The 26,402-nt window shown below is 73.9% G+C and carries 26 protein-coding genes; 15 read left to right on the forward strand and 11 right to left on the reverse strand.

All coding sequences use genetic code 11. The features are described 5' to 3' along the window. The first annotated feature begins 183 nt into the window (after positions 1–183). Positions 184–537 (forward strand): STAS domain-containing protein, encoded by a 354-nt coding sequence (locus tag ACIBTV_RS29255; protein WP_396710052.1) that lies wholly within the window; start codon positions 184–186, stop codon positions 535–537. Here ACIBTV_RS29255 and ACIBTV_RS29260 read toward each other — a convergent pair whose 3' ends face one another. Then, a complete protein-coding gene (locus ACIBTV_RS29260; protein WP_396710054.1) occupies positions 538–1,740 on the reverse strand; it encodes a PP2C family protein-serine/threonine phosphatase in 1,203 nt (400 codons plus the stop codon). It lies immediately after the preceding gene. Positions 1,741–1,827: 87 nt separating this feature from the next. Then, positions 1,828–3,282, reverse strand: a complete 1,455-nt coding sequence (locus ACIBTV_RS29265) for a glycoside hydrolase family 3 protein (protein ID WP_396710056.1) — start codon at positions 3,280–3,282, stop codon at positions 1,828–1,830. 177 nt (positions 3,283–3,459) lie between these two features. On the opposite strand from ACIBTV_RS29265, the gene ACIBTV_RS29270 reads away from it, so the two are divergent. Continuing rightward, on the forward strand, positions 3,460–4,635 hold the full coding sequence (locus ACIBTV_RS29270; protein ID WP_396710058.1) for an ROK family protein: 1,176 nt from the start codon (positions 3,460–3,462) through the stop codon (positions 4,633–4,635). 99 nt (positions 4,636–4,734) lie between these two features. On the opposite strand, the gene ACIBTV_RS29275 is transcribed toward ACIBTV_RS29270, so the two are convergent. Together ACIBTV_RS29275 and ACIBTV_RS29280 are read right to left on the reverse strand one after the other, a co-directional pair. Next, positions 4,735–5,751 (reverse strand): ABC transporter permease subunit, encoded by a 1,017-nt coding sequence (locus tag ACIBTV_RS29275; protein WP_396710060.1) that lies wholly within the window; start codon positions 5,749–5,751, stop codon positions 4,735–4,737. After that, complete coding sequence (locus tag ACIBTV_RS29280; protein ID WP_396710061.1) at positions 5,748–6,773, reverse strand: ABC transporter ATP-binding protein; 1,026 nt, start codon at positions 6,771–6,773, stop codon at positions 5,748–5,750. The genes ACIBTV_RS29275 and ACIBTV_RS29280 overlap by 4 nt, the downstream gene beginning before the upstream one ends. 131 nt (positions 6,774–6,904) lie before the next feature. Between ACIBTV_RS29280 and ACIBTV_RS29285 the strand changes: the two genes are divergently transcribed. Both ACIBTV_RS29285 and ACIBTV_RS29290 read left to right on the forward strand, forming a co-directional pair. Then, the gene (locus ACIBTV_RS29285) at positions 6,905–7,747 is read left to right on the forward strand and encodes an ABC transporter ATP-binding protein (protein ID WP_396710063.1); all 843 of its coding nucleotides are present in this window, start codon (positions 6,905–6,907) and stop codon (positions 7,745–7,747) included. A 32-nt stretch (positions 7,748–7,779) separates the two neighbouring features. Then, a complete protein-coding gene (locus tag ACIBTV_RS29290; protein WP_396710065.1) occupies positions 7,780–8,676 on the forward strand; it encodes a ribokinase in 897 nt (298 codons plus the stop codon). 32 nt (positions 8,677–8,708) lie between these two features. Here ACIBTV_RS29290 and ACIBTV_RS29295 read toward each other — a convergent pair whose 3' ends face one another. Both ACIBTV_RS29295 and ACIBTV_RS29300 read right to left on the reverse strand, forming a co-directional pair. Further along, complete coding sequence (locus ACIBTV_RS29295) at positions 8,709–9,299, reverse strand: hypothetical protein (RefSeq protein ID WP_396710067.1); 591 nt, start codon at positions 9,297–9,299, stop codon at positions 8,709–8,711. A 59-nt stretch (positions 9,300–9,358) separates the two neighbouring features. After that, positions 9,359–9,841 carry a DUF6232 family protein gene (locus tag ACIBTV_RS29300; RefSeq protein WP_396710069.1) on the reverse strand — a complete coding sequence of 161 codons (483 nt, stop codon included), beginning with the start codon at positions 9,839–9,841 and terminating at the stop codon, positions 9,359–9,361. A gap of 516 nt (positions 9,842–10,357) precedes the next feature. Here ACIBTV_RS29300 and ACIBTV_RS29305 point away from each other — a divergent pair. Next, a protein-coding gene (locus tag ACIBTV_RS29305) for an IS5 family transposase (protein WP_396710099.1) occupies positions 10,358–11,153 on the forward strand; the annotation gives its coding sequence in 2 pieces (ribosomal slippage) (positions 10,358–11,053 and positions 11,055–11,153; 795 coding nt in all). Positions 11,154–11,334: 181 nt separating this feature from the next. Continuing rightward, positions 11,335–11,736 (forward strand): ester cyclase, encoded by a 402-nt coding sequence (locus ACIBTV_RS29310; RefSeq protein ID WP_396710071.1) that lies wholly within the window; start codon positions 11,335–11,337, stop codon positions 11,734–11,736. Here the strand turns inward: ACIBTV_RS29310 and ACIBTV_RS29315 are convergent. Continuing rightward, a complete protein-coding gene (locus tag ACIBTV_RS29315; RefSeq protein ID WP_396710072.1) occupies positions 11,733–12,230 on the reverse strand; it encodes a DUF6232 family protein in 498 nt (165 codons plus the stop codon). The genes ACIBTV_RS29310 and ACIBTV_RS29315 overlap by 4 nt on opposite strands. 98 nt (positions 12,231–12,328) lie before the next feature. Between ACIBTV_RS29315 and ACIBTV_RS29320 the strand changes: the two genes are divergently transcribed. Beyond that, positions 12,329–13,102, forward strand: a complete 774-nt coding sequence (locus tag ACIBTV_RS29320) for an enoyl-CoA hydratase/isomerase family protein (RefSeq protein WP_396710074.1) — start codon at positions 12,329–12,331, stop codon at positions 13,100–13,102. 21 nt (positions 13,103–13,123) lie between these two features. Here ACIBTV_RS29320 and ACIBTV_RS29325 read toward each other — a convergent pair whose 3' ends face one another. Then, positions 13,124–14,119, reverse strand: coding sequence for a helix-turn-helix domain-containing protein (locus tag ACIBTV_RS29325; RefSeq protein ID WP_396710075.1), 996 nt, complete (start codon positions 14,117–14,119; stop codon positions 13,124–13,126). A 215-nt stretch (positions 14,120–14,334) separates the two neighbouring features. On the opposite strand from ACIBTV_RS29325, the gene ACIBTV_RS29330 reads away from it, so the two are divergent. After that, on the forward strand, positions 14,335–18,261 hold the full coding sequence (locus ACIBTV_RS29330; protein ID WP_396710077.1) for a kelch repeat-containing protein: 3,927 nt from the start codon (positions 14,335–14,337) through the stop codon (positions 18,259–18,261). 171 nt (positions 18,262–18,432) lie between these two features. Beyond that, positions 18,433–20,055: an acetolactate synthase gene (locus ACIBTV_RS29335; RefSeq protein ID WP_396710078.1), complete on the forward strand. Its 1,623-nt coding sequence runs from the start codon at positions 18,433–18,435 to the stop codon at positions 20,053–20,055. Between the two features lie 47 nt (positions 20,056–20,102). On the opposite strand, the gene ACIBTV_RS29340 is transcribed toward ACIBTV_RS29335, so the two are convergent. From ACIBTV_RS29340 to ACIBTV_RS29350, 3 genes are read right to left on the reverse strand one after another with little or no spacing between them, the layout of a single operon-like run. Continuing rightward, complete coding sequence (locus tag ACIBTV_RS29340; RefSeq protein ID WP_396710080.1) at positions 20,103–20,573, reverse strand: PLD nuclease N-terminal domain-containing protein; 471 nt, start codon at positions 20,571–20,573, stop codon at positions 20,103–20,105. A 27-nt stretch (positions 20,574–20,600) separates the two neighbouring features. Beyond that, positions 20,601–20,954, reverse strand: coding sequence for a DUF202 domain-containing protein (locus tag ACIBTV_RS29345; protein WP_396710082.1), 354 nt, complete (start codon positions 20,952–20,954; stop codon positions 20,601–20,603). Further along, complete coding sequence (locus tag ACIBTV_RS29350) at positions 20,951–21,343, reverse strand: YidH family protein (RefSeq protein ID WP_396710084.1); 393 nt, start codon at positions 21,341–21,343, stop codon at positions 20,951–20,953. The genes ACIBTV_RS29345 and ACIBTV_RS29350 overlap by 4 nt, the downstream gene beginning before the upstream one ends. Before the next feature lie 41 nt (positions 21,344–21,384). Here ACIBTV_RS29350 and ACIBTV_RS29355 point away from each other — a divergent pair, with 41 nt between their 5' ends. From ACIBTV_RS29355 to ACIBTV_RS29380, 6 genes are all read left to right on the forward strand, one after another. Next, on the forward strand, positions 21,385–21,819 hold the full coding sequence (locus ACIBTV_RS29355) for a hypothetical protein (protein ID WP_396710086.1): 435 nt from the start codon (positions 21,385–21,387) through the stop codon (positions 21,817–21,819). Then, positions 21,819–22,181 carry a GNAT family N-acetyltransferase gene (locus ACIBTV_RS29360; RefSeq protein WP_396710101.1) on the forward strand — a complete coding sequence of 121 codons (363 nt, stop codon included), beginning with the start codon at positions 21,819–21,821 and terminating at the stop codon, positions 22,179–22,181. Before ACIBTV_RS29355 ends, ACIBTV_RS29360 begins: the two co-directional genes overlap by 1 nt. Further along, positions 22,178–22,591, forward strand: a complete 414-nt coding sequence (locus tag ACIBTV_RS29365; RefSeq protein ID WP_396710087.1) for a hypothetical protein — start codon at positions 22,178–22,180, stop codon at positions 22,589–22,591. The genes ACIBTV_RS29360 and ACIBTV_RS29365 overlap by 4 nt, the downstream gene beginning before the upstream one ends. A 420-nt stretch (positions 22,592–23,011) precedes the next feature. Next, positions 23,012–23,791, forward strand: coding sequence for an electron transfer flavoprotein subunit beta/FixA family protein (locus ACIBTV_RS29370; RefSeq protein ID WP_396710089.1), 780 nt, complete (start codon positions 23,012–23,014; stop codon positions 23,789–23,791). Between the two features lie 11 nt (positions 23,792–23,802). Further along, positions 23,803–24,762, forward strand: a complete 960-nt coding sequence (locus ACIBTV_RS29375; RefSeq protein ID WP_396710091.1) for an electron transfer flavoprotein subunit alpha/FixB family protein — start codon at positions 23,803–23,805, stop codon at positions 24,760–24,762. 369 nt (positions 24,763–25,131) lie between these two features. Continuing rightward, a complete protein-coding gene (locus ACIBTV_RS29380; protein WP_396710093.1) occupies positions 25,132–26,307 on the forward strand; it encodes a cysteine desulfurase family protein in 1,176 nt (391 codons plus the stop codon). Positions 26,308–26,402 lie beyond the last annotated feature (95 nt).

Here is a 26,402-nt window from a genome sequence, read left to right on the forward strand (position 1 = left end):
CGCCCGAACTGGCGGCCGGCGTCGGTGACACAGCGTGCGGGGTGGGGTGAGGGCCGCTGGCGGCCGACGGGTCGCGAGAGCCTGGCGCGCAAAGCGCGCACCCGTCTGCGGGCGCCACGTCCGGCCGGTATGGTCGAACGGCGCCAACGCGCGAAACCTACTTCCAGTGCCGGAGGGCGGCCGATGGACGTGCGCCTGTGGGACGCGGGAACGGGGCAGGTGAGCCTCCGCCCCGTCGGCGAGATCGACCTCGCCACCGCGGACGCGCTCGACGCCGCACTGGCCGACGCGCTGGGCCGGCCGGGCGTCACCGAGGTCGTCGTCGACCTGACCGACGTCACCTTCCTCGACTCCAGCGGGATCCGGGCCCTGGTCGGCGCCGCCAACAACGCCCGGCGCGCCGGCACCACCCTCCGGGTGGTCGACCCGCAGCCGGTGGTCGCGCGGGTGCTGTGGATCACCGGCGTCGGCGGGCTCCTCGGACTCACCCCGGACGTCCCGCCGGCGGCCGTCCGCGGCTTCCGCGGCCTCGACTAGTCACGGCTCCAGCCGTGCCGCCGCCTCGGGAGACCACTCGACCAGCAGCAGTGTGGCGTCGTCACGCAGCGGACCACCCCGGTGGTCACCCACCGCCCGACCGAGCCGGCGCAGCGTCTCGGGTGTGGGCAGGCCGGAGAGGATGTGCCGCTCCGCGAGGTCGGCCAGACGACCGAGCCCGAACATCTCGCCCGTGGCGTCGCGGGCCTCGGTCACGCCGTCGGTGTGCAGCAGCAGTCGGTCGCCGGGCTCGATGCGGACCTGGGCCACCTCCTGCCGGTCGCCGGACAGGCCGAGCGGGAGACGACGGCCACCCTCCAGCGCCCCAACCGTCCGGCCGCCCCGCAGCAGCAGCGGCGGCGGATGCCCGGCGTTGACGTAGCGCAGCAGTCCCTCCCGCAGGTCGAGCTCGGCGAACACGCCGGTGACGAACCGGCCGTCCCGCCACTCGCCGCGGATCGCCGCGTCCGCGGCCTCCACCGTCGCGGTCAGGTCGCCGGACGCCCGCCGCGCGGCCCGGGTGGCGGCCAGCGCGACCGAGGTGGTGAGCACCGCCGGGAGGCCGTGGCCCACCCCGTCGAGGATCGCCAGCGCGATGCTGCTCCCGTTCAGGGCGTAGTCGAAGGCGTCCCCGCCGACCTCGTAACACGGCTCCAGGAGGGCGCTCACCGTCACCTCCCCGGTCGCGAACGTGAGCGGGGGCAGCAGCTGCCAGAGCAGTTCGGCGGAGACGTCCATCGGGCGGCTGCGGCGGGCGCGGTGCAGACCGTCGCCGTACGGGGCCTTGCTGGTCACCAGGTGGCCGATCATCCCGGCGGTCAGCCGGCAGCCCTCGCGCAGCGACGGGTCGGCGAGGTCGACGCCGGCCGGCGCGAATACCTCCAGCAGGCCCAGCCGGTCGGTGCCGTCGACCACCGGCACCCATAGCCGGGGTGGCGGCCCCTGCCCGGCGTGCATCTCCAGTTGGGTGAAGGCGCGGCCGGCGAGGCTGGTGTCGATGGGCAACGCCTCCGGTGCGGGTCGACCGGCGCCCGGCAGTGGCCGCAGGCCGCCCTGCTCCACGTCGACGAGGTAGATGGTGACCGTCACTCCCAGCGGCGCGAGCACCGCGTCGACCGCGGTCGTCAGGTCGTCGGGCGGCATCCGGTGGGACCGGGCGAGCAGGTCGGCCAGGGCCCGGTGCCAGGGGGCGGTCGCGGTCATGCCGACCGGTTACCCCGACCAGGCCGACCGAAGCCGGGCGGGCCGTAACCGTCCGGATGAGCGGCGTCGTCCGACGGCCGGAAACGCTCAGCCGGCCAGGCCGAGCGCCTCGGCGGCGGCGCGCCCGTTGGCGTGGCTCGCGCCGTACGTGGTGACGAAGGCGCGGACGCCCGCCGGCCGCCACTGCGCCGGCCACCCCATCTCCACCACCGTCACGGCGTGCCGGGCGGCGAGCGCGCCGACCAGCTCCGGTGCCCCCGACAGTCGGTGCAGGTGCCGGCCGACGAGCACGATGGGCCGGTCGCCGGCCAGGCGGCGCAGCGACTCCGGGTCGGCCTCGGCGGCGACCACCCGGATCTCCTCCACGTCGGCCAGGTGCGGGCCCAGCCCCCAGGGCACCCGACCCTCGGCCATCGTCGACGCGGCGTACAGCTGCACGACGAGGGGACGGCTCAGCTCGCCGAGGACGCCCTCGACGCGCACCGCGCGGCGCGCCGCCGCGTACCCCAGGTCGGTGCCGCCCCCAGTGGGTGCGCGGCCGGCGGTCCGGGTCCACGCGGCGAGCGCCGCGGCGCGCCCGGCGGCCTCCTCGACCCGGGCACGCTCCAGCCGGCCGTCGCCGAGCGCCGCGACGATCTCGGCGGCGACCCGCTCGACCAGCTCGGCGTCGACCTTCGCGCCGATGCAGAGCAGGTCAGCCCCGGCGGCCAGGGACCGGACGGCGGCCGGCCCGATCCCACCGGCGGCGACGGCGGCACCCTTCATCTCCAGGGCGTCGGTGATCACAGCGCCGGTGAAGCCGAGCTCGGTGCGCAGCAGGTCGACCAGGACGGCCCTGCTGAAGGTGGCCGGGCCGTCGCCGGTCAACGCCGGCACCCGGATGTGCGCGGTCATCACCGCCTGGGCACCCGCGGCCACGACGGCGGCGAACGGCGGCAGGTCGCGGCGGCGCAGCAGGTCGAGCGGGACGTCCACGGTGGGCAGCTCATGGTGGGAGTCGGCGACGGTGGCGCCGTGCCCGGGGAAGTGCTTGGCGCAGGCCGCGACCCCGGTCGCCTGGAGCCCGGTCACGGCCGCGGCGGAGTGGGCGGCGACCCGGACCGGGTCGGCGCCGAACGAGCGGGTGCCGATCACCGGGTTCTCGTCGGCGGTGTTCACGTCGACCGTGGGCGCGAGGTTGACGGTGACGCCGAGCGCGGCCAGTTCGGCGCCGATCGCCTCGTAGACGCGGCGGGTCAGGGCCACGTCTCCGATGGCGCCCAGGGCGGCGTTGCCCGGGTACGGGCTGCCGGTGGCGTGCGCGAGCCGGGTGACGTCACCGCCCTCCTCGTCGATGGCGACGACCACGTCGGGCCGCCCCTGGCGCAGCGCGGCGGTGGTCGCCGCGACCTGCGCCGGGTCGTGCACGTTGGTCCCGAAGAGGGTGTGCCCGGCGAGACCGTCGGCCACCAGGTCGACCGCCCAGTCCGGCGGAACCGGCCCCGGGTAGGCGCCCAGCAGCGTGCCCAGCGCGAGCCGGCGCAGTCCTGGATCCAGCCCCACGGTGATCGTCCCCTCTCTGGTGCCCGACGGGTCGTCCTGGCCGGACCGGCCGTCCCGGCCGCGTAGGGCTGCCGGGTCGTCCGAGTACTCCCGGTCGGGGTGCCCGCTACGCTACGGCTTACCCGCTCGCAGGTCAGTTTACAGTTAGCAAAGTTTACTAAATCTAGAGGACGTGGCATGAGTGCGACCCGGCTGCCCGGCACCCCCCGCCTGTTGCGGGCGCTCAACGACCGTGCGGCGCTGGAGCTTCTGCTGGAGCGCGGGCCGCTGACCCGGGCCCGGCTCGGCGAGCTGACCGGGCTGTCCAAGGTCACCGCCTCCCAGCTGGTCGAGCGCCTGGAGGAGCGCGGCCTGGTCGCCCGGGTCGGCGAGCAGGCCGGTGGGCGGGGGCCGAACGCCCAGCTCTACGCCGTCCGCCCGAACAGCGCGTACGTGGTCGGGGTGGACGTCGGCCCGGACCGTGTGGTGGCCGCCTGCGCCGACATCACCGGTGCCGTGATCGGCCGGGTGGAGCAGTCCACCCGGGACACCGACGACCCGGTCGGCGTGGTGCACAACGCTGTCGTCCAGGCCGCGAGCAGCGCCCAGGCGCAGCTGTCGAGCGTACGGCGGATCGTGCTCGGCACGCCCGGTCTGGTCGACCCGGCCAGCGGGGACATCACCTTCGCGTTCAACCTGCCCCGCTGGCACCGCGGCCTGCTCGAGGCGCTCCGTGAGGACCTGCACACGCCGGTGGTCTTCGAGAACGACGTGAACCTCGCCGCGATGGCCGAGGCGCAGGCCGGCGCCGCCCAGGGGGTCGGCGACTTCGTCCTGGTCTGGGTCGGTGCGGGCGTCGGTCTCGCGATCATGCTCGGCGGTCGGCTGCACCACGGCAGCAGCGGCGCGGCCGGCGAGATCGGCTACCTTCCGGTGCCTGGCGCCCCGATTCCCCGCGACGTCTCCCGCCGAGCGAAGCCGGCGTTCCAGCAGTTGGTCGGCGCGGACGCCGTCCGCGCGGTGGCCCGGGAGCACGGGATCCGGGCCGGGAACGCCGCCGCCGCGGTGCGGGCCGCGATCGACGGTGGCGCCGACGGCGGCGCGGTGCTGGACGAGTTGGCCCGCAGGCTGGCGCTCGGCGTGGCGAGCACCTGCGTGGTGCTCGACCCGCCCCTCGTGGTGCTGGCCGGCGAGGTCGGCCAGGCCGGCGGATCGGCCCTGGCCGAGCGCGTGCAGCGGGAGGTCGAGGCGATCACGCTGGTCCGGCCCCGGGTGGTGCCCACCGGGTTGACCGAGGAGCCGATCCTGCGCGGCGCGCTGTGGACGGCACTGGACGCGGTGCGCGACGAGGTCTTCGGCTCCACCGTGGGCTGAGCGGGTCACGCCACGGTCCCTCATGCGAAGGAATTCTTCACCATTGGCCCGGGCGCTGCAAGGAGTTGCCCGCGCGCCCGGGCCGAATGTCGACGCAGGTCAGATGAGATCCCGCCGGCGGAAGGCGGTGAACGCGCCCACGGTCAGCGCCACGGTGACGGCGACCAGCACGGCGATCGCCGGACCCCAGGTGAGGGTGTAGGAGCCGTCGCAGAACCCGTTGCCGGACGAGCCGACGCAGGCGCGCGGATCCCAGAACGACGCCTCGCCGGCCAGCCAGGCCCCGATGTGACTGGAGAGCATCAGCTGGTCCGGGCGGGGCGCGTCGACGATCTCCAGCACCAGCCGCGCGCCGAGTTCCCAGACCACCGCGTACGCGGCCGCCGTGCCGAGCGCCGCCGACGTGTGCCGGCCCAGCGTGGCGAGCGCGAAGCCCATCGCCGTGGCCAGTAGCACGAGCACCATGCCGCGACCGTGGGCCGCCCCCAGCTCACGCCAGAACGTCGGCGTCAACCCGGTCGACAGGCCGGCGGTCTGCCCGATCACCCAGAACGTGCCGAGGTACGCCGCCGACGCGAGCAGCGACAGCACCAGCATCGAGCCGAGCAGCGTCCCCAGCTTCGCGCCGAGCACGGCCAGCCGCCGTGGTCGCCAGAGCAGCAGGTTGACCACACCGCCGGAGTTCAGGTCGGCACCGATGTAGGAGGCACCGACCAGGAAGCCGAACAACACCAGGAAGGCGATCAGGAAGTAGAGCAGCGGCCGGGCCTGGTTGGCGAAGGTGAACACCCCGTTCAGGAAGTCCGCCGCCACCGGCAGCCGATCCTGGCGGGCCGGATCCAGCTCAGCGCAGTTGGCCGGAAAGTAGTCGATCTCCGAGCCGGGCAGCGCGGTGCCGTTCACCTGGGCCACGCACTGCTGGTAGGCCTGCTCCATCTCCTGCCGGGCCCGGGTGGCCTGGTTGGTCGCCTCGATCAGTTCGGCCGAGGACGGCCGGTGCGAGCCGGCCAGGGTGGTCGCCGCGGTGACGCCGAACGCCAGCACCAGCAGCACCACCATGAGCTGCACGAAACGGCGGGCCGTCAGCCGTTCCAGCTCGGCGCGGACCAGGTTCACTCGTCCCCTCCTCGGTGACCACCGACAGCGGCGTCCAGGTCGATCACACCGTCATCCGCCGCCGACGCGTACTCCGGAGGGCCGTCGACCTGCCGCGGCAGCGTCGGGTGGACGCCGTCGCCGGTCAGTTCGAGGAAGACGCTCTCCAGGTCGGGCCGCAGCGGCGTCAGCTCGCGCACCCACAGCCCCCGCTCGCCGAGCACCCGGCTGACCACCGTCGGGTCGCTGGCCTGCCCGACCAGCAGATGGTCGGGCTGCGGGGTCACCGGCAACCCGGCCTCCCGGAGCAGCTCCGCGGCCCGCTCCGGCTCGTCCACCCGCACCAGCACCTCGTGCTGGTCGAAGCCGGCCAGCACCTCGTCCACCCGACCCGCCGCGACCCGCCGGCCCCGCGAAATGATCGTCACGTGGTCGCAGATCAGCTGGATCTCGCCGAGGATGTGACTGGAGACCAGCACGGTCACACCCGCGGCGGCCAGTGACCGCATCAGATCCCGCATCTCCCGGATACCGGCCGGGTCGAGGCCGTTCGCCGGCTCGTCGAGGATCAGCAGCTCCGGATCCTTGAGCAGCGCCGACGCGACGGCGAGCCGCTGCTTCATGCCCAGCGAGTAGCCCTTCACCCGCTCGTGGCCCCGGTCGCGCAGGCCCACCTGCTCCAGCGCCTCGTCCACCCGGCTCACCGGCACACCACCGGCGCGGGCCAGCAGGCGCAACGTGCGGTACGCGGTGAAGTTGCCGAAGAACTGCGGGCTCTCCACGATGGCCCCGACCCGCCCGGCCACCTGCGGCAGCAGCCGGGGCGACGGGACGCCGAGCACGTTCATCCGACCCCCGTCGGCACCGACCAACCCGAGCAGGGCGCGCAGGGTGGTCGTCTTGCCCGACCCGTTCGGCCCGAGGAAGCCGTGGATCTGCCCGGACTCGACCAGCAGGTCGAAGTCGTCGACGGCGACCCGGCGGCCGTGCCGCACGCTGTGGAAGGTCTTCCGCAGACCCTCGATCTCGATGACCGCGCTCATCCGCGCGGTCCCCTGCTCGGACCAGGCATGGACCGTCCTTCGGAATTGGTGACCAACGACACGGCGCCTCACCCTATGGCGGAGGCGCCGCCCGTGGGGGGCACCACGGCGCTGCGTGGTTGGATGGGCGGGTGACTGGTGACGTGATCTCCGGCGCCGCCGGCGCCACCCCTGCCGGAGCACCCGTGGACCCGGATCTGGTCGTCAGCCTCGACGGTGTCGGCGTACGCCGGTCCGGCAACGCGCTGCTGCACGACGTGACCTGGCGCGTCGAGCTGGACGAGCGGTGGGTGGTGCTCGGGCCGAACGGCGCCGGCAAGACCACCCTGCTCAACCTGGCCGCCGGGCGGCTGCACCCGACGACCGGCGTCGCGCACGTGCTCGGCGAGCGGATCGGGCGCACCGACGTCAACGAGCTGCGTACCCGCATCGGGCTCTCCACCGCGGCGGTCGCCGAGCGGGTGCCCGCCGAGGAGCGGGTCAGCGACGTGGTCGTCACCGCCGCGTGGTCCGTCGTCGGCCGCTGGCGGGAGAGCTACGACCGCAGCGACGAGGCGCGGGCCCACGCGCTGCTGGGGCAGCTCGGCATCGGCGGGCTCGCCGAGCGCCGTTACGGCACCCTCTCCGAGGGGGAGCGCAAGCGGGTGCAGATCGCCCGCGCCCTGATGACCGACCCGGAGCTGCTGCTGCTCGACGAGCCGGCGGCCGGGCTCGACCTGGGAGGGCGCGAGGACCTGGTCGCGCGGCTGGCCGACCTGGCGTACGACCCGGACGCCCCGGCCCTGGTCCTGGTCACCCACCACGTCGAGGAGATCCCGCCGGGCTTCACCCACGCGCTGCTGCTGCGCGAGGGCGGTGTGGTCGCGCAGGGGCTGCTGGGCGACACCCTGACCGGGGACAACCTCTCCAAGACCTTCGGGCTGCCGCTGGTGGTGGAGCGCTCCGGCGAGCGGTTCACCGCCCGCGCCGCCTGACGCGCGTCCCGCCGATCCGACCGGAGGTGCCGGTGCCGCAGACCCGGGTTGCCGTCGTGGGCAGCGCCAACATGGACCTGGTGGCGATGGCGCCCGACCTGCCCCGACCGGGCGAGACCATGCTGGGCACCGACTTCGTGATGGTGCCGGGCGGCAAGGGCGCCAACCAGGCCGTCGCCGCCGCCCGAGCCGGTGCCGACAGCACCTTCCTCGGCGCCATCGGCTCGGACGCGTTCGGGGTCACCTTGAAGGCCCGGATCGGCGCCGCCGGTGTCGACACCACGCATCTGCGGGTCGTCTACGGCACCTCCGGGGTGGCCCTCGTGATGGTCAACGCGGCGGGGGAGAACGCGATCCTCGTGACTCCGGGCGCCAACGACGCGCTGACCGGTCTCACCGAGGAGGAGCTGGACAGCGTACGGCGAGCGGACGTCCTCGTCGCCCAGCTGGAGATCCCGGTCGAGACGGTGACCCAGGCGGCGGTGGCCGCCCGGGCCGCCGGCACCCGGGTCGTCCTGAACGCCGCGCCGGCCCGGCCACTGCCCGACGAGCTGCTCGCAGCCGTGGACGTGCTCGTCGTCAACGAGCGTGAGGCGCAGGCGCTCACCGGGCACGGGCGGGAACGGCCGGAGGCGCTGCTCGACCTGACCCCCCGGGCCGTGCTCACCCTCGGCGGCGAGGGCGCCTGGTACGGCGACCGGGACGGCACGACCGCGCACGTGCCCGCGGTGAAGGTGGAGGTGGTCGACTCGACCGCCGCCGGTGACGCGTTCACCGCTGCACTGGCCGTCGGCTGGGGCGAGGGGCGGGACGTGGTCGACGCCGTGCGCTGGGCTGCGGCGGCCGGTGCCGCCTGCGTCCGGCGGCTCGGTGCCTCGGTGGCGCTGCCGCAGCGGGCCGAGATCGACCAGCTGTACGCCCCGGCCTGACCCGGCCGACGCCGCGGCGACCCGCTCGTTCGTCAGGCGCCGGGGTCGCCGTTGTCCTCGGTGAGCTTCTCGCCGCGACGCCGCAGCACGTTCAGGCCGGGGATGCCGGCGACGGCCAACTTCAGGTCCCGGGTGACGTCCAACAGGTCGTGCAGGTCCGGGCCGACCCGGTCCAGGGTGGCGAGAATGGGCAGGATGTCGCCGGTGAGGTGCTCGCGCAGCTTCGGCAGTTCGTCGATGAGCCGGATCGCGGCGGTCACCTCCTCGTGGCTGAGCTGCTCCACGAACCGACTCGTCATCGGGGCGGCCCGACGCAACGCCGGTTCGTACGCCGTCAGCACCTCGGCCGCGGTCGCCGCCGCCTCCGCCGCGGTGCCCACCGCCTCCGACGCCCGCGCCGCCACCGACTCGGCGTCGTCGAGCACCCGGTCGGTACGGTCGAGGGTCTGCTCGATCCGGTCCACGACCCCGTTGATCCGTGCCAGCAGTGCCTCCACGTCGTCCAGCACCGCGAAGGCGCGGGCGGGCACGGCCGCGAACGAGGCGGCCGAGCCGAGGGCCTGATCGAGGGCCGACCGGGTGAGGCCGACGACGGTGGACGGTCGGGGAAGGGGGATCGCCATGGCACCCAGTGTGCGTCGCCCGCGCCCGGGCCGCCCGTCGGCCACAGCCGGTGCGGTCGTCAGCGGCGGTCCGTGTGCTGCTCGACGGCGCGCTGCACCGCCCGGTAGATCTGGCCGAACCGCAGCGCGTCCGGTGTCCGCAGCAACAACTCCTCCCGGCCGTGGTGCTGCACCCACAGCTCGTGGACCTGGTTGCCGCGCTCGTACGAGCGGTCCAGCCAGCCGAGCGGCACCTCCAGGAACGGGGTGAGGGCCAGCGCGCCCACCGCGAAACCCGCCAGGATGATCAGCGCCAGCAGCCACTCGCCCCGGTCCTGCGCCGACCAGACCAGCGCGACCACGCAGACCAGTGCCACCAGCGGTGGCAGCGACAGCAGCAGGACCAGCACGCCCCGGCCCAGCACGCGCCCCCGCACGGCGAGCGTCTTGGGCCCCCGGCTGTGCCAGACGTACGTCACCTCGGGCAGCGACACCACGTGCCCACCCACCCGAATCGACTCGGAGGTCACCTGCACCGCGTCGTCCCGGTAATAGACCACCATCACTAAGCCTAACCATGGCCCGGCAACTCCGTGCGACCACGCCGTCGCTCTGGCCGCCCCGCCCCGCCCCGCCCCGCTCCGCTGTCCGCCGCCCGCCGCCCGCCCGGCCCGCCCTGCTTGCTCCTCAGCCCTGCCGCTGGCTGGCCGGGCCGACAAGGCGGTGGGGTGGGCGCTCGTTCAGAGCCGAGTCCATTCCGGCATCAGCGCCAGCCGCCGTGGGCCGGGGCCGGAAGGCGGGGCCATGGGCCGGATGCCGGATGCCGGATGCCGGGAGGCAGGGCTACGGGCCGGAAGCCGGGGGCCGGGGATGGTGCCGGCGCCCTGTAAACCTGCCCCACCTATGGGCCGGCGCCGGGTGAGGGCAACCGCTGTCGCCGCCCCATATCTGGGGCAGGTTTACAGGCGGCACGGTGTTCGCCCTTAGAGGTCCTAACAAAATGATCTTTGGGTCTTTCATCCCTTGTAGAGGGTGATCTACGATGCCGTTCCGTGAGGCGTGGCGAGCAGCCGCCGTGGATCGTGCCGGATGGGCTGTGGCAGCGCATCGAGCCGCTGCTGCCCAAACCTGAGCGCAACCCACGGCACCCGGGACGCAAGCGGATCCCGGACCGGCAGGTGCTGTGCGGGATCTTGTTCGTGCTGCACACCGGCATCCAGTGGGAGTTCCTGCCCCAACAACTGGGGCTCGGGTCCGGGATGACCTGCTGGCGGCGTCTGGAGGAGTGGAACCGGGCCGGGGTGTGGCAGCGTTTACACGAGCTGCTGCTGGCCGAACTCCAGGCAGCCGGCAAGCTGGACTGGTCCCGAGCCGTGATCGACTCCTCGCATGTGCGGGCCGCCAGACGTGGCCCAAAAGCGGACCGAGCCCGGGTCGACCGCGCCCGCCCGGGCTCGAAGCACCACGTTCTGACCGAGGGCGCCGGCATCCCCCTGGCCGTGTCGCTGACCGGCGGCAACCGTCACGACGTCACCGAACTGCTCCCGCTGATCGACAAGATCCCCCCGGTACGAAGCCGCCGTGGCCGACCGCGTCGCCGCCCCGACCAACTCTTCGGCGACCGCGCCTACGACCACGACAAGTACCGCCGGGCGGTACGCGCCAAGGGCATCCGCCCGCGCATCGCCCGACGCGGTCAACCGCACGGCTCCGGTCTGGGGGTGGTCCGGTGGGTGGTCGAGCGCACTATCGCCTGGTACCACTGCATGAAACGGGCTACGCATCCGGTGGGAACGCCGCGACGACATCCACGAAGCCTTCCTCGCCCTGGCCACCCGCATCATCACGTACCGACACGTCGTACGACTTTGTTAGGACCTCTTAGTCTCGCGGGCCTGGCCGCGCGACGCGAACGGCGCACCCCGTCCAGCGCACCCCGTCCAGCGCATTCCATTGAGCGTCCGGTGCACCCCGCTGGTTGGCGGCGTGACGGCGGGACCGGGAACGGGAACGGGAGGGCAGGCACGAGGATCGTGTCGCGGGTAGCTTCGCGCCCATGACGGAGGCGGAGCGCAACAGCGAGGTGGTCCGGCGATACCTGCGGACGTTCCTGACGAAGGACCTGGCCGAGCTGCGTGAGGTGGTCGCGGAGGACGTACGCATCCACGGGTCGGGCACGGCGGTGCGGGGCCGGCACTTCGTCGAGCAGGCGGTCGGGTCGCCCGGGCTCACCGTGCTCCACCAGGAAATCCACGAACTCTTCGCGGCCGGCGACCGGGTGACCGTCGCGATGGCGCAGACGTACCGGCGGGACGCGACCGGGGCGACCGCGGTGCAGAGCGCTTGCAAGATGTACCGGCTGGCGCGGGGACGGATCGTGGAGTTCTGGGGCGAGCAGGACCTCTACGGGTTGCTGCGGGGCCTCGGCATGTTGCCGGACGAGCCGATCCGTTTCTAGCCTCGCCGGCCGCGCGCCGGCGTCCGGCCGGCGGGCGTCGGCTGCCCCTGCTCCACGGCCCGCTGCACCGCGCGGTAGATCTGACCGAACCGCAGGGCGTCCCGGGTGCTCAGCAGCCGGACCGGCTGCCCGCGCCAGCGTGCCCACAGCTCCAACTGCCGGCTGCCCCGGGCGTACGAGCGGTCCAGGTGCTCGAAGAGGAAGTCGGCGACCGGACCGACGGCGAGCCCGACCAGCACCGACGCGCCGACGATCGCGATCGTGACGGTGGGGGAGCGGCCCAGCCGGATGGCCAGCGCGAGCCCCAGGGCGGCCGCGACCAGGGGGCCGGCCATGGCGGCGCCGATCGCGCCCCGGCCGGCGAGCACCCGCCAGGACCGGCTGCCCCGCCGGTGCCACACCATGCTGATCTCGGCGAGCGGGAAGGTGCGGCCGTCGACGCGGACGGCGGTGCTCGTGACCTGCACCGATCTGTCGTCGTAGTACGTGATCATCGCTGGCCTCCCGAGGCCGGGGCTGATACCAGACTACGTACCCCAACGAGTCGGGCCGTAAGGTTGGCACGCGACTTCGACGAGGAAGTGAGGGCAGCGTGAGCGAGTTCGTGCGGCTGGAGACCCAGGACGGCATCGGCACCATCCGGCTGGAGCGGCCGCCGATGAACGCCCTCAACACCCAGGTGCAGGAGGAGCTGCGCGCCGCCGCGTCGGCCGCCACCGCCGACCCCGAGGTCCGCGCCGTCATCGTGTACGGCGGCGAGAAGGTCTTCGCCGCGGGCGCGGACATCAAGGAGATGGCCGACATGTCCTACGTGGACATGGCCGAGCGGGCCGCTGACCTGTCCAGCGCGCTCGGCGCGATCGCCCGGATCCCCAAGCCGGTGGTCGCCGCGATCACCGGGTACGCCCTCGGCGGCGGGTGTGAACTGGCCCTGGCCTGCGACTGGCGGGTGGTGGCCGAGGACGCGAAGCTCGGCCAGCCGGAGATCAAGCTGGGCATCATCCCCGGCGCCGGCGGCACCCAGCGGCTCGCCCGGCTCGTCGGCCCGGCCCGCGCAAAGGACCTCATCATGTCCGGCCGCATGGTCGACGCCCAGGAGGCGCTGCGCATCGGGCTGGCCGACCGGATCGCCCCGGCCGCCGAGGTGTACGCGACCGCGGTCGAGCTCGTCCGCCCGTACCTCACGGGTCCCAGTCAGGCGCTGCGCGCGGCGAAGCTGGCGATCGACGGCGGCCTGGAGATGGACCTCGCCTCCGGCCTGGCGTGGGAGAGCCAGCTCTTCGCGGCGCTGTTCGCCACCGACGACCGGCGCGAGGGCATGGCCGCCTTCGTCGAGAAGCGCAAGCCGGACTTCACCGGCCGCTGACCGACGCCGGGGTGCGGCGGGTCAGACCCAACCGCGGCGGACCGCCTCCATCCCGGCCTGGAAGCGGGTCTCCGCGCCGACCGTCGCCATGATCCGGTGGACCTGTCGGTGCACCGTCCGCACGCTGAGTCCCATCGTGCGGGCGATCCGGTCGTCGGTGGCGCCGCCGGCCAGCAGGCCGATCAGCTCGATGTCCCGGTCGGAGAGCCCATCCGGGTGTTCGACGCCCTGGTCGGCGCCGAGCGGGCCGGCGGCGCCCCGGCCGACGGCGTCGGAGCGGTTGATCGCGACCGCCCGGTCCCAGAGCGCCTCGAACAGCTCGCTGAGCGCGTCGAGGAGCGGCGAGGGGTGCACCAGGTACGCGGCGTCGGCCAGCTGCCCCTCCGCCATGACCGGCACCAGCCCGAGGCGGTCGTCGCTGAGCATCATCTTCATGGGCACCTCGCTGGCCACCCGGGCCCGCTCGCCGCGCTGGATGCCGCGCCAGATCTCGGCCATCCGGCCGGGGATCTCCAGCGCCGACCGGTCGTAGATCACCCGGTAGGTGAGGCCCCGATCGGTGAGCTGGTGGGTCTCCTCCGAGTTGCCGCTCACCGGGTTGTCCAGGTACGGCCCGCGGTCCAGGCCCCGGATCTGCACCCGCGCGTCGCGCTGGAGCCGGACGAGGGTGGCGCGCAGGTCCTCCGCCCCCTCGATCACCTCGACCAGTTCGGCGGGGTGACGACCGGCCCCGTCGCGCCGGCGGATCTCCTTGGCGAGATGGTCGGCGTGCGTACGCAGGCGCAGCAGGTCGCGCTCCCGCTCGGCGATGAGGGAGGTGGCCACCTGGTCCGGGGGCGCCGCGGCGTACCGGGTCGGGCGGCCGGGCAGCCGGTTCGCCAGGCCGCGCTCGACCAGGCGGCCGAGGGCACGGGACAGCTGCGCCTGGGAGAGCGCGACGTCGTCGACGAGGTCGGCCCGGCTCGCCTGCCGTCGGCGGGTCAGCGCCTCGTAGACGCGTTCCTCGGGTTCGGACACACCCACCACGTGCCACATCGAAGCCTCCGTCGGGATCCGGCCAGCTGTCCGGAACATGAACGTCCCGGGACATTGTCCGGCTCTCCGCGCCCGTGCCAAGATCCTCGATCAACGGCCGCCGATGTCGTGTCTGAGATCACCTTCGACCTGGCGGCGGGTGCTCGAGGCCTCAACGGTGAGGCGTACCCGTGACCCGATCTGGCAAGGAGTCCTGGATGACCGTGCCCTTACGACGGAGGCGGGCCCACCGGCGCCCGCGCGGTTGGCTGACCGCCGTCGTCGCACTCGCGCTGCTCGCCACGGGCCTGTCGCCCGTCGCCCCGGCGCAGGCGGCACCCACGCCGTCGCCGTCCTCCTCGGCCCCGAGTTGGGGGGCGATGCGCTACAAGCCGGCCGGCTGCAACACCGCCGAGGCGGGGAGTGGGCTCGCCCGCTGCTACGCGCTCGGCCTCAGCACCGAGGACGGCCGGCTCATCCAGCAGGTCTCGGAGCCGCCGGAGGGCGCCCTCGGGCCACCCGACATCCGGTCGGCGTACCGGCTGCCCGACGGGGGTGAGGGCCGCACGGTCGCGGTCGTGCTCGCCTTCGGGTACGAAGCGGCCGAGGCCGACCTCGCGGTGTTCCGCGAGCACTACGACCTGCCGCCGTGCACGACGGCGAACGGCTGCTTCCGCAAGGTGGACCAGCGTGGCGGCACCGACTACCCGGCGGAGGACGCCGAGTGGTCGATCGAGGCGGCGCTGGACCTCGACGCCGTCTCCTCCGCCTGCCCGAAGTGCGACATCCTCCTCGTCCAGGCCGACGACAACTCGCCCGCCAGCCTCGGCGCGGCCGTCGACACGGCGGCGAAGCTCGGCGCGGACGTCATCTCCAACTCGTACGGCATCGCCGGCGAGACCCGCTTCCAGGAGCTCTACAACGCCCACTACGACCACCCGGGCATCGCCGTGGTCGTCGCCAGCGGCGACATCGGCAACGTGCAGAGCTACCCGGCGACGCACCCTGACGTGATGGCCGTCGGCGGCACCCGGCTGGCCCGGGACTCGTCCGCGCGCGGCTGGTCCGAGACCGCCTGGGTGAACGCGGGCAGCGGCTGCTCGCTCTACGAGCCCCGACCGGCGTACCAGGCCGGCGTGGACACGCGCTGCGGCGACAAGCGGGCCACCGCCGACATCTCCGCCGTGGCCGACCCGGAGAGCGGGCTCGCCGTCTACAACACGCTCGGCCAGGACGGCTGGGCGCAGTGGGGCGGCACCTCGCTGGCGGCTCCGCTCGTCGCCGGGATGTACGCGCTCGCCGGCGAAGCGCTGCCCGGGTCGTACCCGGTGACCTACCCGTACCGGGCGGACAAGAGCGCGGGGCTCTTCGACATCACCGAGGGCTCCAACGGCTGGTGCGGTGACCTGCGTTGCACCGCCGGGCCCGGCTGGGACGGCCCGACCGGGATGGGCTCGCCCAACGGGGTCTCGGCCCTGACCCTCGGCGAGGCCGGCCGGATCGCCGGCACCGTGACGAACGGTCGGCGCGACGGCGCGGTCGCCGGGGCGACGATCACCGCCACGGACGGCGCCGGCGCGACGTTCCGCGCGGTCGCTGACGCGGACGGCCGCTACAGCCTGCCCCTGCCGGCCGGCGGCTACGACCTCGTCGCCACCGAGTTCGGCTACCAGAGCCGGCAGGCCGTCCGGGTGACCGTCGCCGCCAAGGCCGAACTCACCCACGACTTCACCCTGACCGCGCTGCCGAGCCGTACCGTCACCGGCACGGTCACCGACGCCTCCGGGCACGGCTGGCCGGTCTACGCCCGCATCGCCGTCGACGGCTACCCGGGCGGGGCGGTCTTCACCGACCCGTACACCGGCCGCTACCAGGTCGACCTGCCCGTCGGCAGCAGCTACACCCTGCACGTGGCACCGGTGGACCTGCCGGGCTACGCCACCCGGACCGTGACCACCCGGGTGGATCCGCAGCCCAAGGGGCGGCCCGCCGACGTACGGCAGGACGTCGGGCTGTCGGTGGACGCCACCTCCTGCGCCGCGCCCGGATACGCGTCCCGGTACGACGGCGTCGGCGCCGAGTTCACCGGCTGGGCCGGCGGTCCCCGGGACGGCTGGCGGGTCACCGACGACGCCGGCCGCGGTCAGACCTGGCGGTTCGACGACCCCGGTTTCAAGGGCAACCTGACCGGCGGTGACGGCGGGTTCGCGGCCGTCGACGGCTGGGGCCAGGGGGGCCGGATCGACAGCAGCCTGATCACCCCGCCCGTCGACCTGACCGGCATCACCGACCCGGTCGTCGGCTTCGACACCGACTACTCCAGCTGGGACACCCAGACCGGCGACGTCGATCTGAGCCTGGACAACGGCGCGACGTGGACGGCGCTGCGGCATCTCACCACCGACGCGGTCAACGGGCACGTGGAGATCCCGGTGCCGCAGGCGGCGGGGAAGTCCGGGGTGCTGGTCCGATTCCGCTACCAGGGCGAGTACGACAACTGGTGGCAGCTGGACAACGTCTTCGTCGGCCGCCGGTCCTGTGTTCCCGTGCCGGGGGGACTCGTGGCCGGGCAGATCCAGGACGACAACACCGGCGCCGCGGTCCTCGGCGCGACCGTGTCCACCGGTGGCGGCGCGACGAGCACCAGTCGGGCGACCCCCGACGACCCGCGCCTGCCCGACGGGTACTACTGGCTCTTCGCGGCGGGCAGCGGCTCTGTTCCGCTGACGTTCGGCGGCGGGCACTACGGCGACGGCACCACCACGGTGCGGATCCACGCTGACGGCATGGTCCGTCGGGACTGGCGGCTGGAGGCCGGCCGGCTGGACGTACGCCAGTCGGACCTGGCGATGACCGTCCGGCCCGGACGCAGCGTCACCCGGGAGGTGCGGCTCAGCAACTCCGGTGACCGCCCGCTGCGGGTCAACCTCGTCGAGCAGGACCGCGGCAACACCCTCGCGGCCGACGCCCGCCGGGCCGGCGGGACCGGGGCGCCGCTGGTGCGGATCCGCACGGACGCGTCGGTCACGGCCGGCGGCAAGCACGACCCCCGCCCGGTGCCGCCGCAGCAGGCGGCCGACGGCACCGCGTGGACGAACCTGCCCGACTACCCGGTGCTCGTGATGGACAACCTGGTCGCCGACGACGACGGCACGGTCTACTCGGTCGGCGGCAACGGTGCGGAGGGATCCCTGACCGCGGGGTACGTCTTCGACCCGCAGGCCGAGACGTGGAAGCGCATCGCCGACCTGCCCGAGCCGCGTGCGGCGGCCGTCGGTGGCTTCGTCAACGGCCGGCTGTACGCGGTCGGCGGCTGGGACACGGCGAGTAACGGCACCTCCACCACGTACGCCTACGACCCGGGCACCGACCGGTGGTCGCGGCGGGCCGACCTGCCGAGCGGGGTGACCGCCGCCGCGGCGGCCACCGTCGACGGCCGGCTGTACGTGGTGGGCGGTTGCACGACCGGCGAGTGCGAGCCCGCGTCGAACCGGACGTACCGCTACGACCCGGCGGCCGACCGGTGGACGCGGCTGGCCGACTACCCGCTGGCCGTCGCGTTCCTCGCCTGCGCCGCGGCGGGTGACGGCGTGGTCTGCGCGGGCGGGATCGACCCGGCCGAGCGGATCCCGGTGAACGACACCTTCCGGTACTTCGCCGACTCCGACACGTGGGTGCGCACGACGGGGCTGCCGCTCTCCCGGTGGGGCATGGCGTACGCCGGCGCCGGTGGCAAGTTGCAGGTCGTCGGCGGCATCGCCGCCGGGTCCGTCACCAACGAGGCCCTGGAGTTCGACCCGGCGACCGACACGTGGTCGGCGCTGCCGAACGCGAACAACGCCGTCTACCGGGGCGGCGCGGCGTGCGGCCTGTACCAGGTCGGCGGATCGCTCGGCTCGTTCGCGATCACCCCGTTCGCCCAGCAGTTGCCGGGGCGGGACGGGTGCGTCCGGGGCAGCGACGTCTCGTGGCTGTCGGTGGACGGGACCACGCTGACCATCCCGGCGGGACGGTCGGTCACGGTGACGGTGACGGCCCGCGCCCCGGCCGTCGCCGGGCACGGGGAGTACCGGGCACGGCTGGCGTTCGAGACGGACACCCCGTACCGGAACGAGGCCCTTCCGGTGGTGATGACCCTGCGCTGACCTGAACCGCACCCCCCCTGGCCGCGCCCGTCCGGTGGACTGACCTTTCACCGGGCGGGCGCGGCCGTTCCCGCGGTGGCCCCGGCGCCGCCGAACGGCCGGGGAGGCGGTCGCCACCGGAGGTGACTGGTCGGTAACCTGTGACCCCGGCCACGGAGAAGGGGAGCGAGCATGACGGAGCGGATCGAGGGCCACGGTGGTGAACTGGCCCTCGCGGCACTACGCGCACACGGCGTACGGGAGATGTTCACGCTCTCGGGCGGGCACGTCTTCCCGCTGTACGACGCCGCGCACAAGAACGACTTCCCCATCTACGACGTGCGGCACGAGCAGTCGGCGGTCTTCGCGGCAGAGGCGGTCGCCAAGCTCCAGCGCCGCCCCGGCCTGGCCGTGCTCACCGCCGGCCCCGGCGTCACCAACGGCATCTCGGGCCTGACCAGCGCCTTCTTCAACGCCTCCCCGGTGCTGGTGCTGGGGGGTCGGGCGCCGGCGTTCCGCTGGGGCTCGGGCAGCCTGCAGGAGATGGATCACCTGCCGCTGGTGGCTCCGGTGACCAAGCACGCCGAGACGGTGTTCAGCACCGACGACATTCCGCGCGCGGTGACCTCGGCGCTCGCCGCCGCGCTGACCCCGCACCGGGGCCCCGTCTTCCTCGACTTCCCGCTGGAGGCCGTCTTCTCCGTCTCCGACGCGGAGCTGCCGGCGCCGGCCGCGGTCGGGCCGATCGAGCCGGACCCGGACGAGGTCGCCCGGGCGGCGAGCCTGATCGCCGCCGCGCAGCGGCCGGTCGTCATCGCCGGCTCGGACGTCTACGCCGGTGACGCGGTGGCCGCGCTCCGCGAGGCCGCCGAGGCGCTGCAGGTGCCGGTCTTCACCAACGGCATGGGCCGTGGCTCCCTCCCGCCGGAGCACCCGCTCGCCTTCGCCAAGGCCCGCCGGGCGGCCCTCTCCGGCGCCGACGTGGTCGTGGTGGTCGGCACCCCGCTGGATTTCCGGCTCAGCTTCGGCGACTTCGGTGACGCGAAGGTGGTGCACATCGTCGACGCCCCCAGCCAGCGCGCCGGTCACGTCCAGCCCGCCGCCTCGCCCGCCGGTGACCTGCGACTGATCCTGTCCGCGCTGGCCGACCACGCCGGCGACCGGGCCGACCACAGCGGCTGGATCGCCGACCTGCGCGCCGCCGAGGACGCGGCCAAGGCACGCGACGCCGAGGAGATGGCCGCCGAGACCGACCCGATCCGGCCGGCTCGCGTCTACGGCGAGCTGCGCCGGGTCCTGGCCCGGGACGCGATCACCATCGGCGACGGCGGCGACTTCGTCTCGTACGCGGGCCGTTACCTGGAGCCGGCGCAGCCGGGCACCTGGCTCGATCCCGGCCCGTACGGGTGTCTCGGCACCGGCATGGGCTACGCGATGGGCGCCCGGGTCAGCCACCCGGACCGGCAGATCTGCGTGCTGATGGGCGACGGCGCGGCCGGCTTCTCGCTGATGGACGTGGAGTCGCTGGTCCGCCAGAAGCTGCCGGTCGTGATCGTGGTCGGCAACAACGGCATCTGGGGGTTGGAGAAGCACCCGATGCGCGCCATGTACGGCTACGACGTGGCCGCCGACCTCCAGCCGGAGCTGCGTTACGACCAGGTGGTCAGCGCGCTCGGCGGTGCGGGCGAGACGGTGGCGAAGGCCGCCGACCTCGGGCCGGCGTTGCAGCGCGCCTTCGACTCCGGGGTGCCGTACCTGGTCAACGTGCTCACCGACCCGGCCGACGCGTATCCCCGCTCGTCCAACCTGGCCTGACCGCGGCCGCGCCGCCGTCGCTTCCGGCGGCGGCGCGGGCCGTCGGGCTACACCTCGGGGCGGTCCTCCTCGCGTGGCGGCTCGCCCTCGCGGGGCCGCAGCGGCTCGGCGCGCGGCGTGGACTGGTCCGGCGTGGTGGTCTCGTGGCGGCGCAGGTTGTCCTCCCGCCGGCGCAGGTCCTCCTCCCAGCGGCGGAACAGCTCCTGGTCGTCGCGGCGGGACCGCTCGGCGAGGGAGTCGAGGAACTCGGGGTCGTCGTCCGGGGCGACCGGGCGGCGAGGCTCACCGCTCGACGGGGAGCGTCGGAGCCCGGCGACGGGCGGGCGGCCGGGGGTCGCCTCCCGGCCGGCGACGAACCAGGCGATCGACCCGACCAGCGGGAAGAACAGGATGATCAGCACCCAGGCGATCCGGGGCAGGGCGCGAATCTGACCCTCCTCCGCGGACAGGCAGCTGATCAGCGCGCAGACGGCGAGGACCACCTGCACCACGAAGAGGAGCGCATACACCCGGACCATGCGTCCATCATCGCGCAACCGGCCCCGTCACCACAGCCCGTGCAGCACCAGCGACACGCCGAGCAGGGCCAGCGCCACGGTGCCCAGGGCGGCCAGCGGGAGGGAGCGTCCTCCGCTGGGCGCCGGCCCCGTCCCGGTGCCCCGCCGCCAGCAGACGCGCAGCAGCGCACCCCAGACGAGCACCGCGACCCCGGCGAGCAGCGTGCCCGCCACACCACCGGCGAGCGCCAGTCGGACGGCCAGCGCGGTGACCACGGTCGCCGTGAGCGCGGTGCGTCGCCAGGCGAGCCGGGTGCGCTCCGGTTGCAGTCCGGGGTCGCGGGTCGGCGGCCCGTCCGCCGCTCGCGGTCGCCGGGCGTGGCCGTCGGGGGTGTCGGTCACCCGCCGCCGACCGCCCGGTCGAGCACGGCGATGACCAACAGCAGGGCGCCGAGGCCGACCGCGAGCGCGAGGATCGCCGGGAACCGGGAGGTCGGCAGCTCCTCGCCGAGCCGGATGGCGCGTTCGGTACGCGCCCAGTGGTCGACGGCGCGGACGGCGACGGCGCCGCCGAGCAGCAGCAGCGCGATCGCGATCACCTCGCGCAGGTGCCGTAGTGGCAGCGGAGGCAGGAACTGGGCGGCGGCCAGTCCGCCGGCGACCAGCGCGAGACCGGTGCGCAGCCAGGCCAGGAAGGTGCGTTCGTTGGCGAGCGAGAACCGGTAGTCGGGCGTCTCGCCCACCGAGCGCAGCTCTCGCGGGTCGAACCAGCGCCTGATCGACTCCCACACGACACTGATTATCCGGTGGCGCCCGGTCGTAGCCTGGAACGATGACCGATCTTGATGCGACCACTCTGCGAACGGCGTACGACACGCAGCTGCGGCCCGAGCTTCCCGATCCGGTGCCGGCGGGCGTGACGGTGGAGCGGGACGGTCCGCTGTACCGGGTCGTCGGCCTCGGTCGTGGCGGGTTCCTCACCTACCGTGACCTGGGCGGCCTGGCCGGCGACGCGCTGGACGAGTTGATCGCCCGGCAGGTCGAGGTGTTCCGGCGGCGGGGCGAGCAGGTGGAGTGGAAGCTCGCCGGGCACGACGAGCCGGCCGACCTGCCGGACCGGTTGCGCGCGGCCGGGTTCGTGCCGGAGGAGCCGGAGACCGTCGTGATCGGGGCGGTCGCGCCGCTGGCCGCCGCGCTTCCGGTGGTGCCCGAGGGCGTACGCCTGCGTGAGGTGACCGCCCGCGAGGACCTGACCGGATCGTGGTGATGGAGGAGGAGGTCTGGCAGGCCGACCGGAGCCACCTGGCCGAGTCACTGGGGCGCGAGATCGCGGCGGACCCTCAGTCGATCAGTGTCGTGGTCGCCGAGGCGGGGGAGACCGTGGTGAGCGCGGGTTGGATCCGCTACCTGCCGGCGCCCGGCTTCGCCTCGCTCTGGGGCGGCTCGACCTTGTCGCAGTGGCGGCGCCGGGGCATCTACCGCGCGCTGGTGACCTACCGGGCCCGGCTGGCCGAGCAGCGGGGGCGGACGTTGTTGCAGGTGGACGCGTCCGACGACAGCCGTCCGATCCTGGAGCGGCTCGGCTTCGTACCGGTCACCACCACCACGCCGTACGTCTACACTCCGTGATCATGGAGCAGCGGTTGACGGACGAGGAGCGGCTGACCCTCAAGACGGGCGCGTTCGGCGCGGTCTTCCTGGTGTCCAATGCCGACCCGGGGGTGCTGTCGGTGCTGCGGGAGAGCGCGGCGGCGTCCGGGGCGTTCGCCGACGCCTCGGGCGTGGTGAAGGAGGCGCTCACCAGCGGCCCGTTGCCGAGGCTGCCCCGCGACTCCGCCCTCGAGATCGAGTCGACGGTGCTGCCGGCGCTGACCCGGTCGGTGCGCATCCTCAGCGAGAAGTCTCCGACGGAGGTGGCGGCCTACCGGTCGTTGGTGCTGGCCGCTGCCGATCGGGTGGCCCGGGCGCACGCCGGGGTCGCCCCCGCCGAGGAGGCGGTGATCGCCCGGATCAGGGCCGCACTGGCCGAGCCGGCCTGAGCCGGACGCCGGCGCCCGACACGCGGTGCACGGGCGACCAGAGGGCCCGCACGGTCGCCCGGACGCAGCGGTCGCGGACCCGGCCACAGGCGCAGCGGTAGGTCTCGGGTCGGGCCCGGCGGCAGGCGTCGGGGCCGTCCGTCGGGGCGTCGCCGGGTCGGCCGGACGTCGGGTCGGGCACGGCAAGCACGTCGGACATTTCTGACACCTCCCGATATGCAACTTTACCCCGGCCTGGTGCGTCTGGTGAGCTGTGTCACTCGGAGCCCCCGGGAGGCAGATGCTACTGACAGGTAACATGACGCTCGTGGGCAACTGCACAGCCGCCCGTGGTTGACCGAGCGTTAAGTCACGCGGCAGGCTGCGCCCCAGACCGGGCGAGCGAATCGCACCACCACACAGGAGGGTCGTCGAAGCGCGATGAACATCGTCGTACTCGTCAAGCAGGTGCCCGATTCGGGCGCGGACCGCAACCTGCGCACTGACGACAACACCGTCGACCGCGGCTCGGCGAACAACGTGATCAACGAGATGGACGAGTACGCCATCGAGGAGGCGCTGAAGATCAAGGAGGCGCACGGCGGCGAGGTCACCGTCCTGACCATGGGTCCGGACCGGGCGACCGAGTCGATCCGCAAGGCGCTCTCCATGGGACCGGACAAGGCGGTGCACGTCGTCGACGACGCCCTGCACGGCTCCTGCGCCGTGGCCAGCTCGAAGGTGCTCGCCGCCGCGCTGGGGACCCTCAACGCCGACCTGGTCATCTGCGGCGCCGAGTCGACCGACGGCCGCGTCCAGGTCATGCCGCACATGATCGCCGAGCGGCTGGGCGTCGCGGCGCTGACCGGCGCCCGCAAGCTCACCGTCGACGGCGGCACCCTCACCGTCGAGCGGCAGACCGAGGAAGGCTACGAGGTGGTCTCCGCCGCCACGCCCGCCGTGGTCTCCGTCTGGGACACCATCAACGAGCCGCGCTACCCGTCCTTCAAGGGCATCATGGCGGCCAAGAAGAAGCCGGTGCAGACGCTCTCCCTCGGCGACCTCGGCATCGCGCCGAGCGAGGTCGGCTTCGACGGCGCGACCAGCGCCGTCGTGGAGCACGCCAAGCGTCCGCCGCGCTCCGGCGGCGAGAAGATCACCGACGAGGGCGAGGGCGGCGTCAAGCTGGTCGAGTTCCTCGCCACCGAGAAGTTCGTGTGAGAGGTCAGGACATGTCTGAGGTTCTCGTCGTCGTCGAAGCCACCCGTGAGTTCGGCGTCAAGAAGGTCACCCTGGAGATGCTCACCCTCGCCCGCGAGCTGGGCACCCCCAGCGCGGTGGTGCTCGGCGGCCCCGGCGCGGCCGAGGCGCTGAGCGGCCGGCTGGGCGAGTACGGCGCGGAGAAGATCTACGCCGCGGAGAGCGAGGAGATCGACGGCTACCTGGTCGCCCCGAAGGCCACCGTGCTGGCCGAGCTGGTCCGCCGGGTCGAGCCGGCCGCCGTGCTGCTCGCGTCCTCTCAGGAGGGCAAGGAGATCGCGGCCCGCCTGGCGGTCAAGCTCGACAACGGCATCCTGACCGACGTGGTCGCGCTCGACGCCGACGGCACCGCCACCCAGGTCGCGTTCGCCGGTTCGACGATCGTCAAGAGCAAGGTGACCCGTGGCCTGCCGCTGGTCACCGTCCGGCCGAACTCGCTCACCCCGGCCCCGGCCGCGACGACCCCGGCGGTCGAGCAGCTCACCGTCACCGTGGCCGACAGCGACAAGCTCGCCAAGGTCGTGGACCGGGTCGCCGAGCAGAAGGGCTCCCGGCCCGAGCTGACCGAGGCGTCCGTGGTCGTCTCCGGCGGTCGCGGTGTCGGCAACGCCGACAACTTCAAGCTGGTCGAGGAGCTCGCCGACCTGCTCGGCGGCGCCGTCGGCGCGTCCCGCGCGGCGGTCGACTCCGGCTTCTACCCGCACCAGTTCCAGGTGGGCCAGACCGGCAAGACGGTCTCCCCGCAGCTCTACGTCGCGCTCGGCATCTCCGGTGCCATCCAGCACCGGGCCGGCATGCAGACCTCGAAGACGATCGTGGCGGTGAACAAGGACGCTGAGGCGCCGATCTTCGAGCTGGCCGACTTCGGCGTGGTGGGCGACCTGTTCAAGGTCGTGCCGCAGGCCGCGGAGGAGATCCGCAAGCGGAAGTGATCCCGGCACGCCACGAGCCGCCGTCCGGTGACCCGGGCGGCGGCTCGCGTGTGTCGCGGGCCCTTCCGTGCGGCGGAAGGGAGCTGATCGGCGGGCCGGGGAGCTGAGCCGGCCCGCCGATCAGCCCGTCCGTGGGCCCCCGGCGTGCGGTCGCCGCTGGGCGGGCTGACGTCGATCCGCGGGGCGGAGACGTCGACAACCGAGTATGCCTGACGCGTGACGCCCGGTGGCACCCGCTGTCGGGATTCCCCGTACCCCGTCCGGCGCCCGCGATGCCTCACCGCCCGCCTCGGATCCGCGCCGCCCGGCCGTACGCCGACGGTGCCCTCGCCCGTCAGCGACCCACCGCCCGGCCGTAGGCTGAACCCGATGGCATACCTGGATCACGCGGCGACCACTCCGATGCTCGACGAGGCACTGGAGGCGTACGTCGCCGCCGCCCGCGAGGTCGGCAACCCGTCGTCGCTGCACGCGGCGGGCCGGCGCGCCCGACGCCGGGTCGAGGAGTCCCGGGAGCGGGTGGCCGCCGCGCTCGGTGCCCGACCCTCCGAGGTGATCTTCACCGGCGGGGGGACCGAGAGTGACAACCTCGCGGTCAAGGGCATCTTCTGGGCCCGACGGGCGGCCACCGACGGGCGACGTCGGGTGGTCTCCAGCGCCGTCGAGCACCACGCGGTCCTGGACGCGGTGGACTGGCTCGTCGCCCACGAGGGCGCCGACGTCGGCTGGCTGCCCGTCGATCCCGCCGGCCGCATCGACCCGGAGGTGCTGCGGGCCGAGTTGGCGGCGCACGGCGACCAGGTGGCGGTCGTCACCGCCATGTGGGCCAACAACGAGGTCGGCACGCTCCAGCCGGTGGGGGAGCTGGCCGCCGTCGCCGCCGAGTACGGCGTCCCGTTCCACACCGACGCCATCCAGGCCGTCGGCCAGGTGCCGGTCGACTTCTCCGCCAGCGGCGCCGCCGCGCTGACCGTGACCGGGCACAAGCTCGGCGGTCCGGTCGGGGTGGGCGCCCTCCTGCTCGGCCGGGACGTGGCCGCGACCCCGCTGCTGCACGGCGGCGGTCAGGAGCGGGACATCCGCTCGGGCACCCTCGACACCGCCGGCATCGTGGCGTTCGCGGTCGCCGTGGAGGCGGCGGTCAAGGGCCAGCAGGAGTACGCGGCCCGGGTCGCCGCGCTCCGCGACGACCTGGTGGAACGCGTACGCCAGGCGGTGCCCGAGGTGGTCTACAACGGTGACTCGGCGAACCGTCTGCCGGGCAACGCGCACTTCTCCTTCCCCGGCTGCGAGGGCGACGCGCTGCTCCTGCTGCTGGACGCGCAGGGCATCGCCTGCTCCACCGGCTCGGCCTGCTCGGCGGGGGTGGCCCAGCCGTCGCACGTGCTGCTGGCGATGGGCGCCGACGACGACCGGGCGCGCTCCTCGCTGCGCTTCAGCCTCGGCCACACCTCGACCATCGAGGAGGTCGACGCCCTCATCGCCGCCCTCCCGGGCGCGGTCGAGCGTGCCCGCCGCGCCGCCGCCTACCGAACCCCCCGCTGACCCGTTACCTTTTTGATCGTCCCCAGCCGGGGACCCTCGGTCGCCCGGCCTGGTATGACTTCCTGCCCCTGTCGTTCGGATGATCCGGGGGGTGT

Origin of the sequence: Micromonospora sp. NPDC049366 (assembly GCF_044466625.1) — a bacterium.
Classification (GTDB): Bacteria; Actinomycetota; Actinomycetes; order Mycobacteriales; family Micromonosporaceae; genus Micromonospora.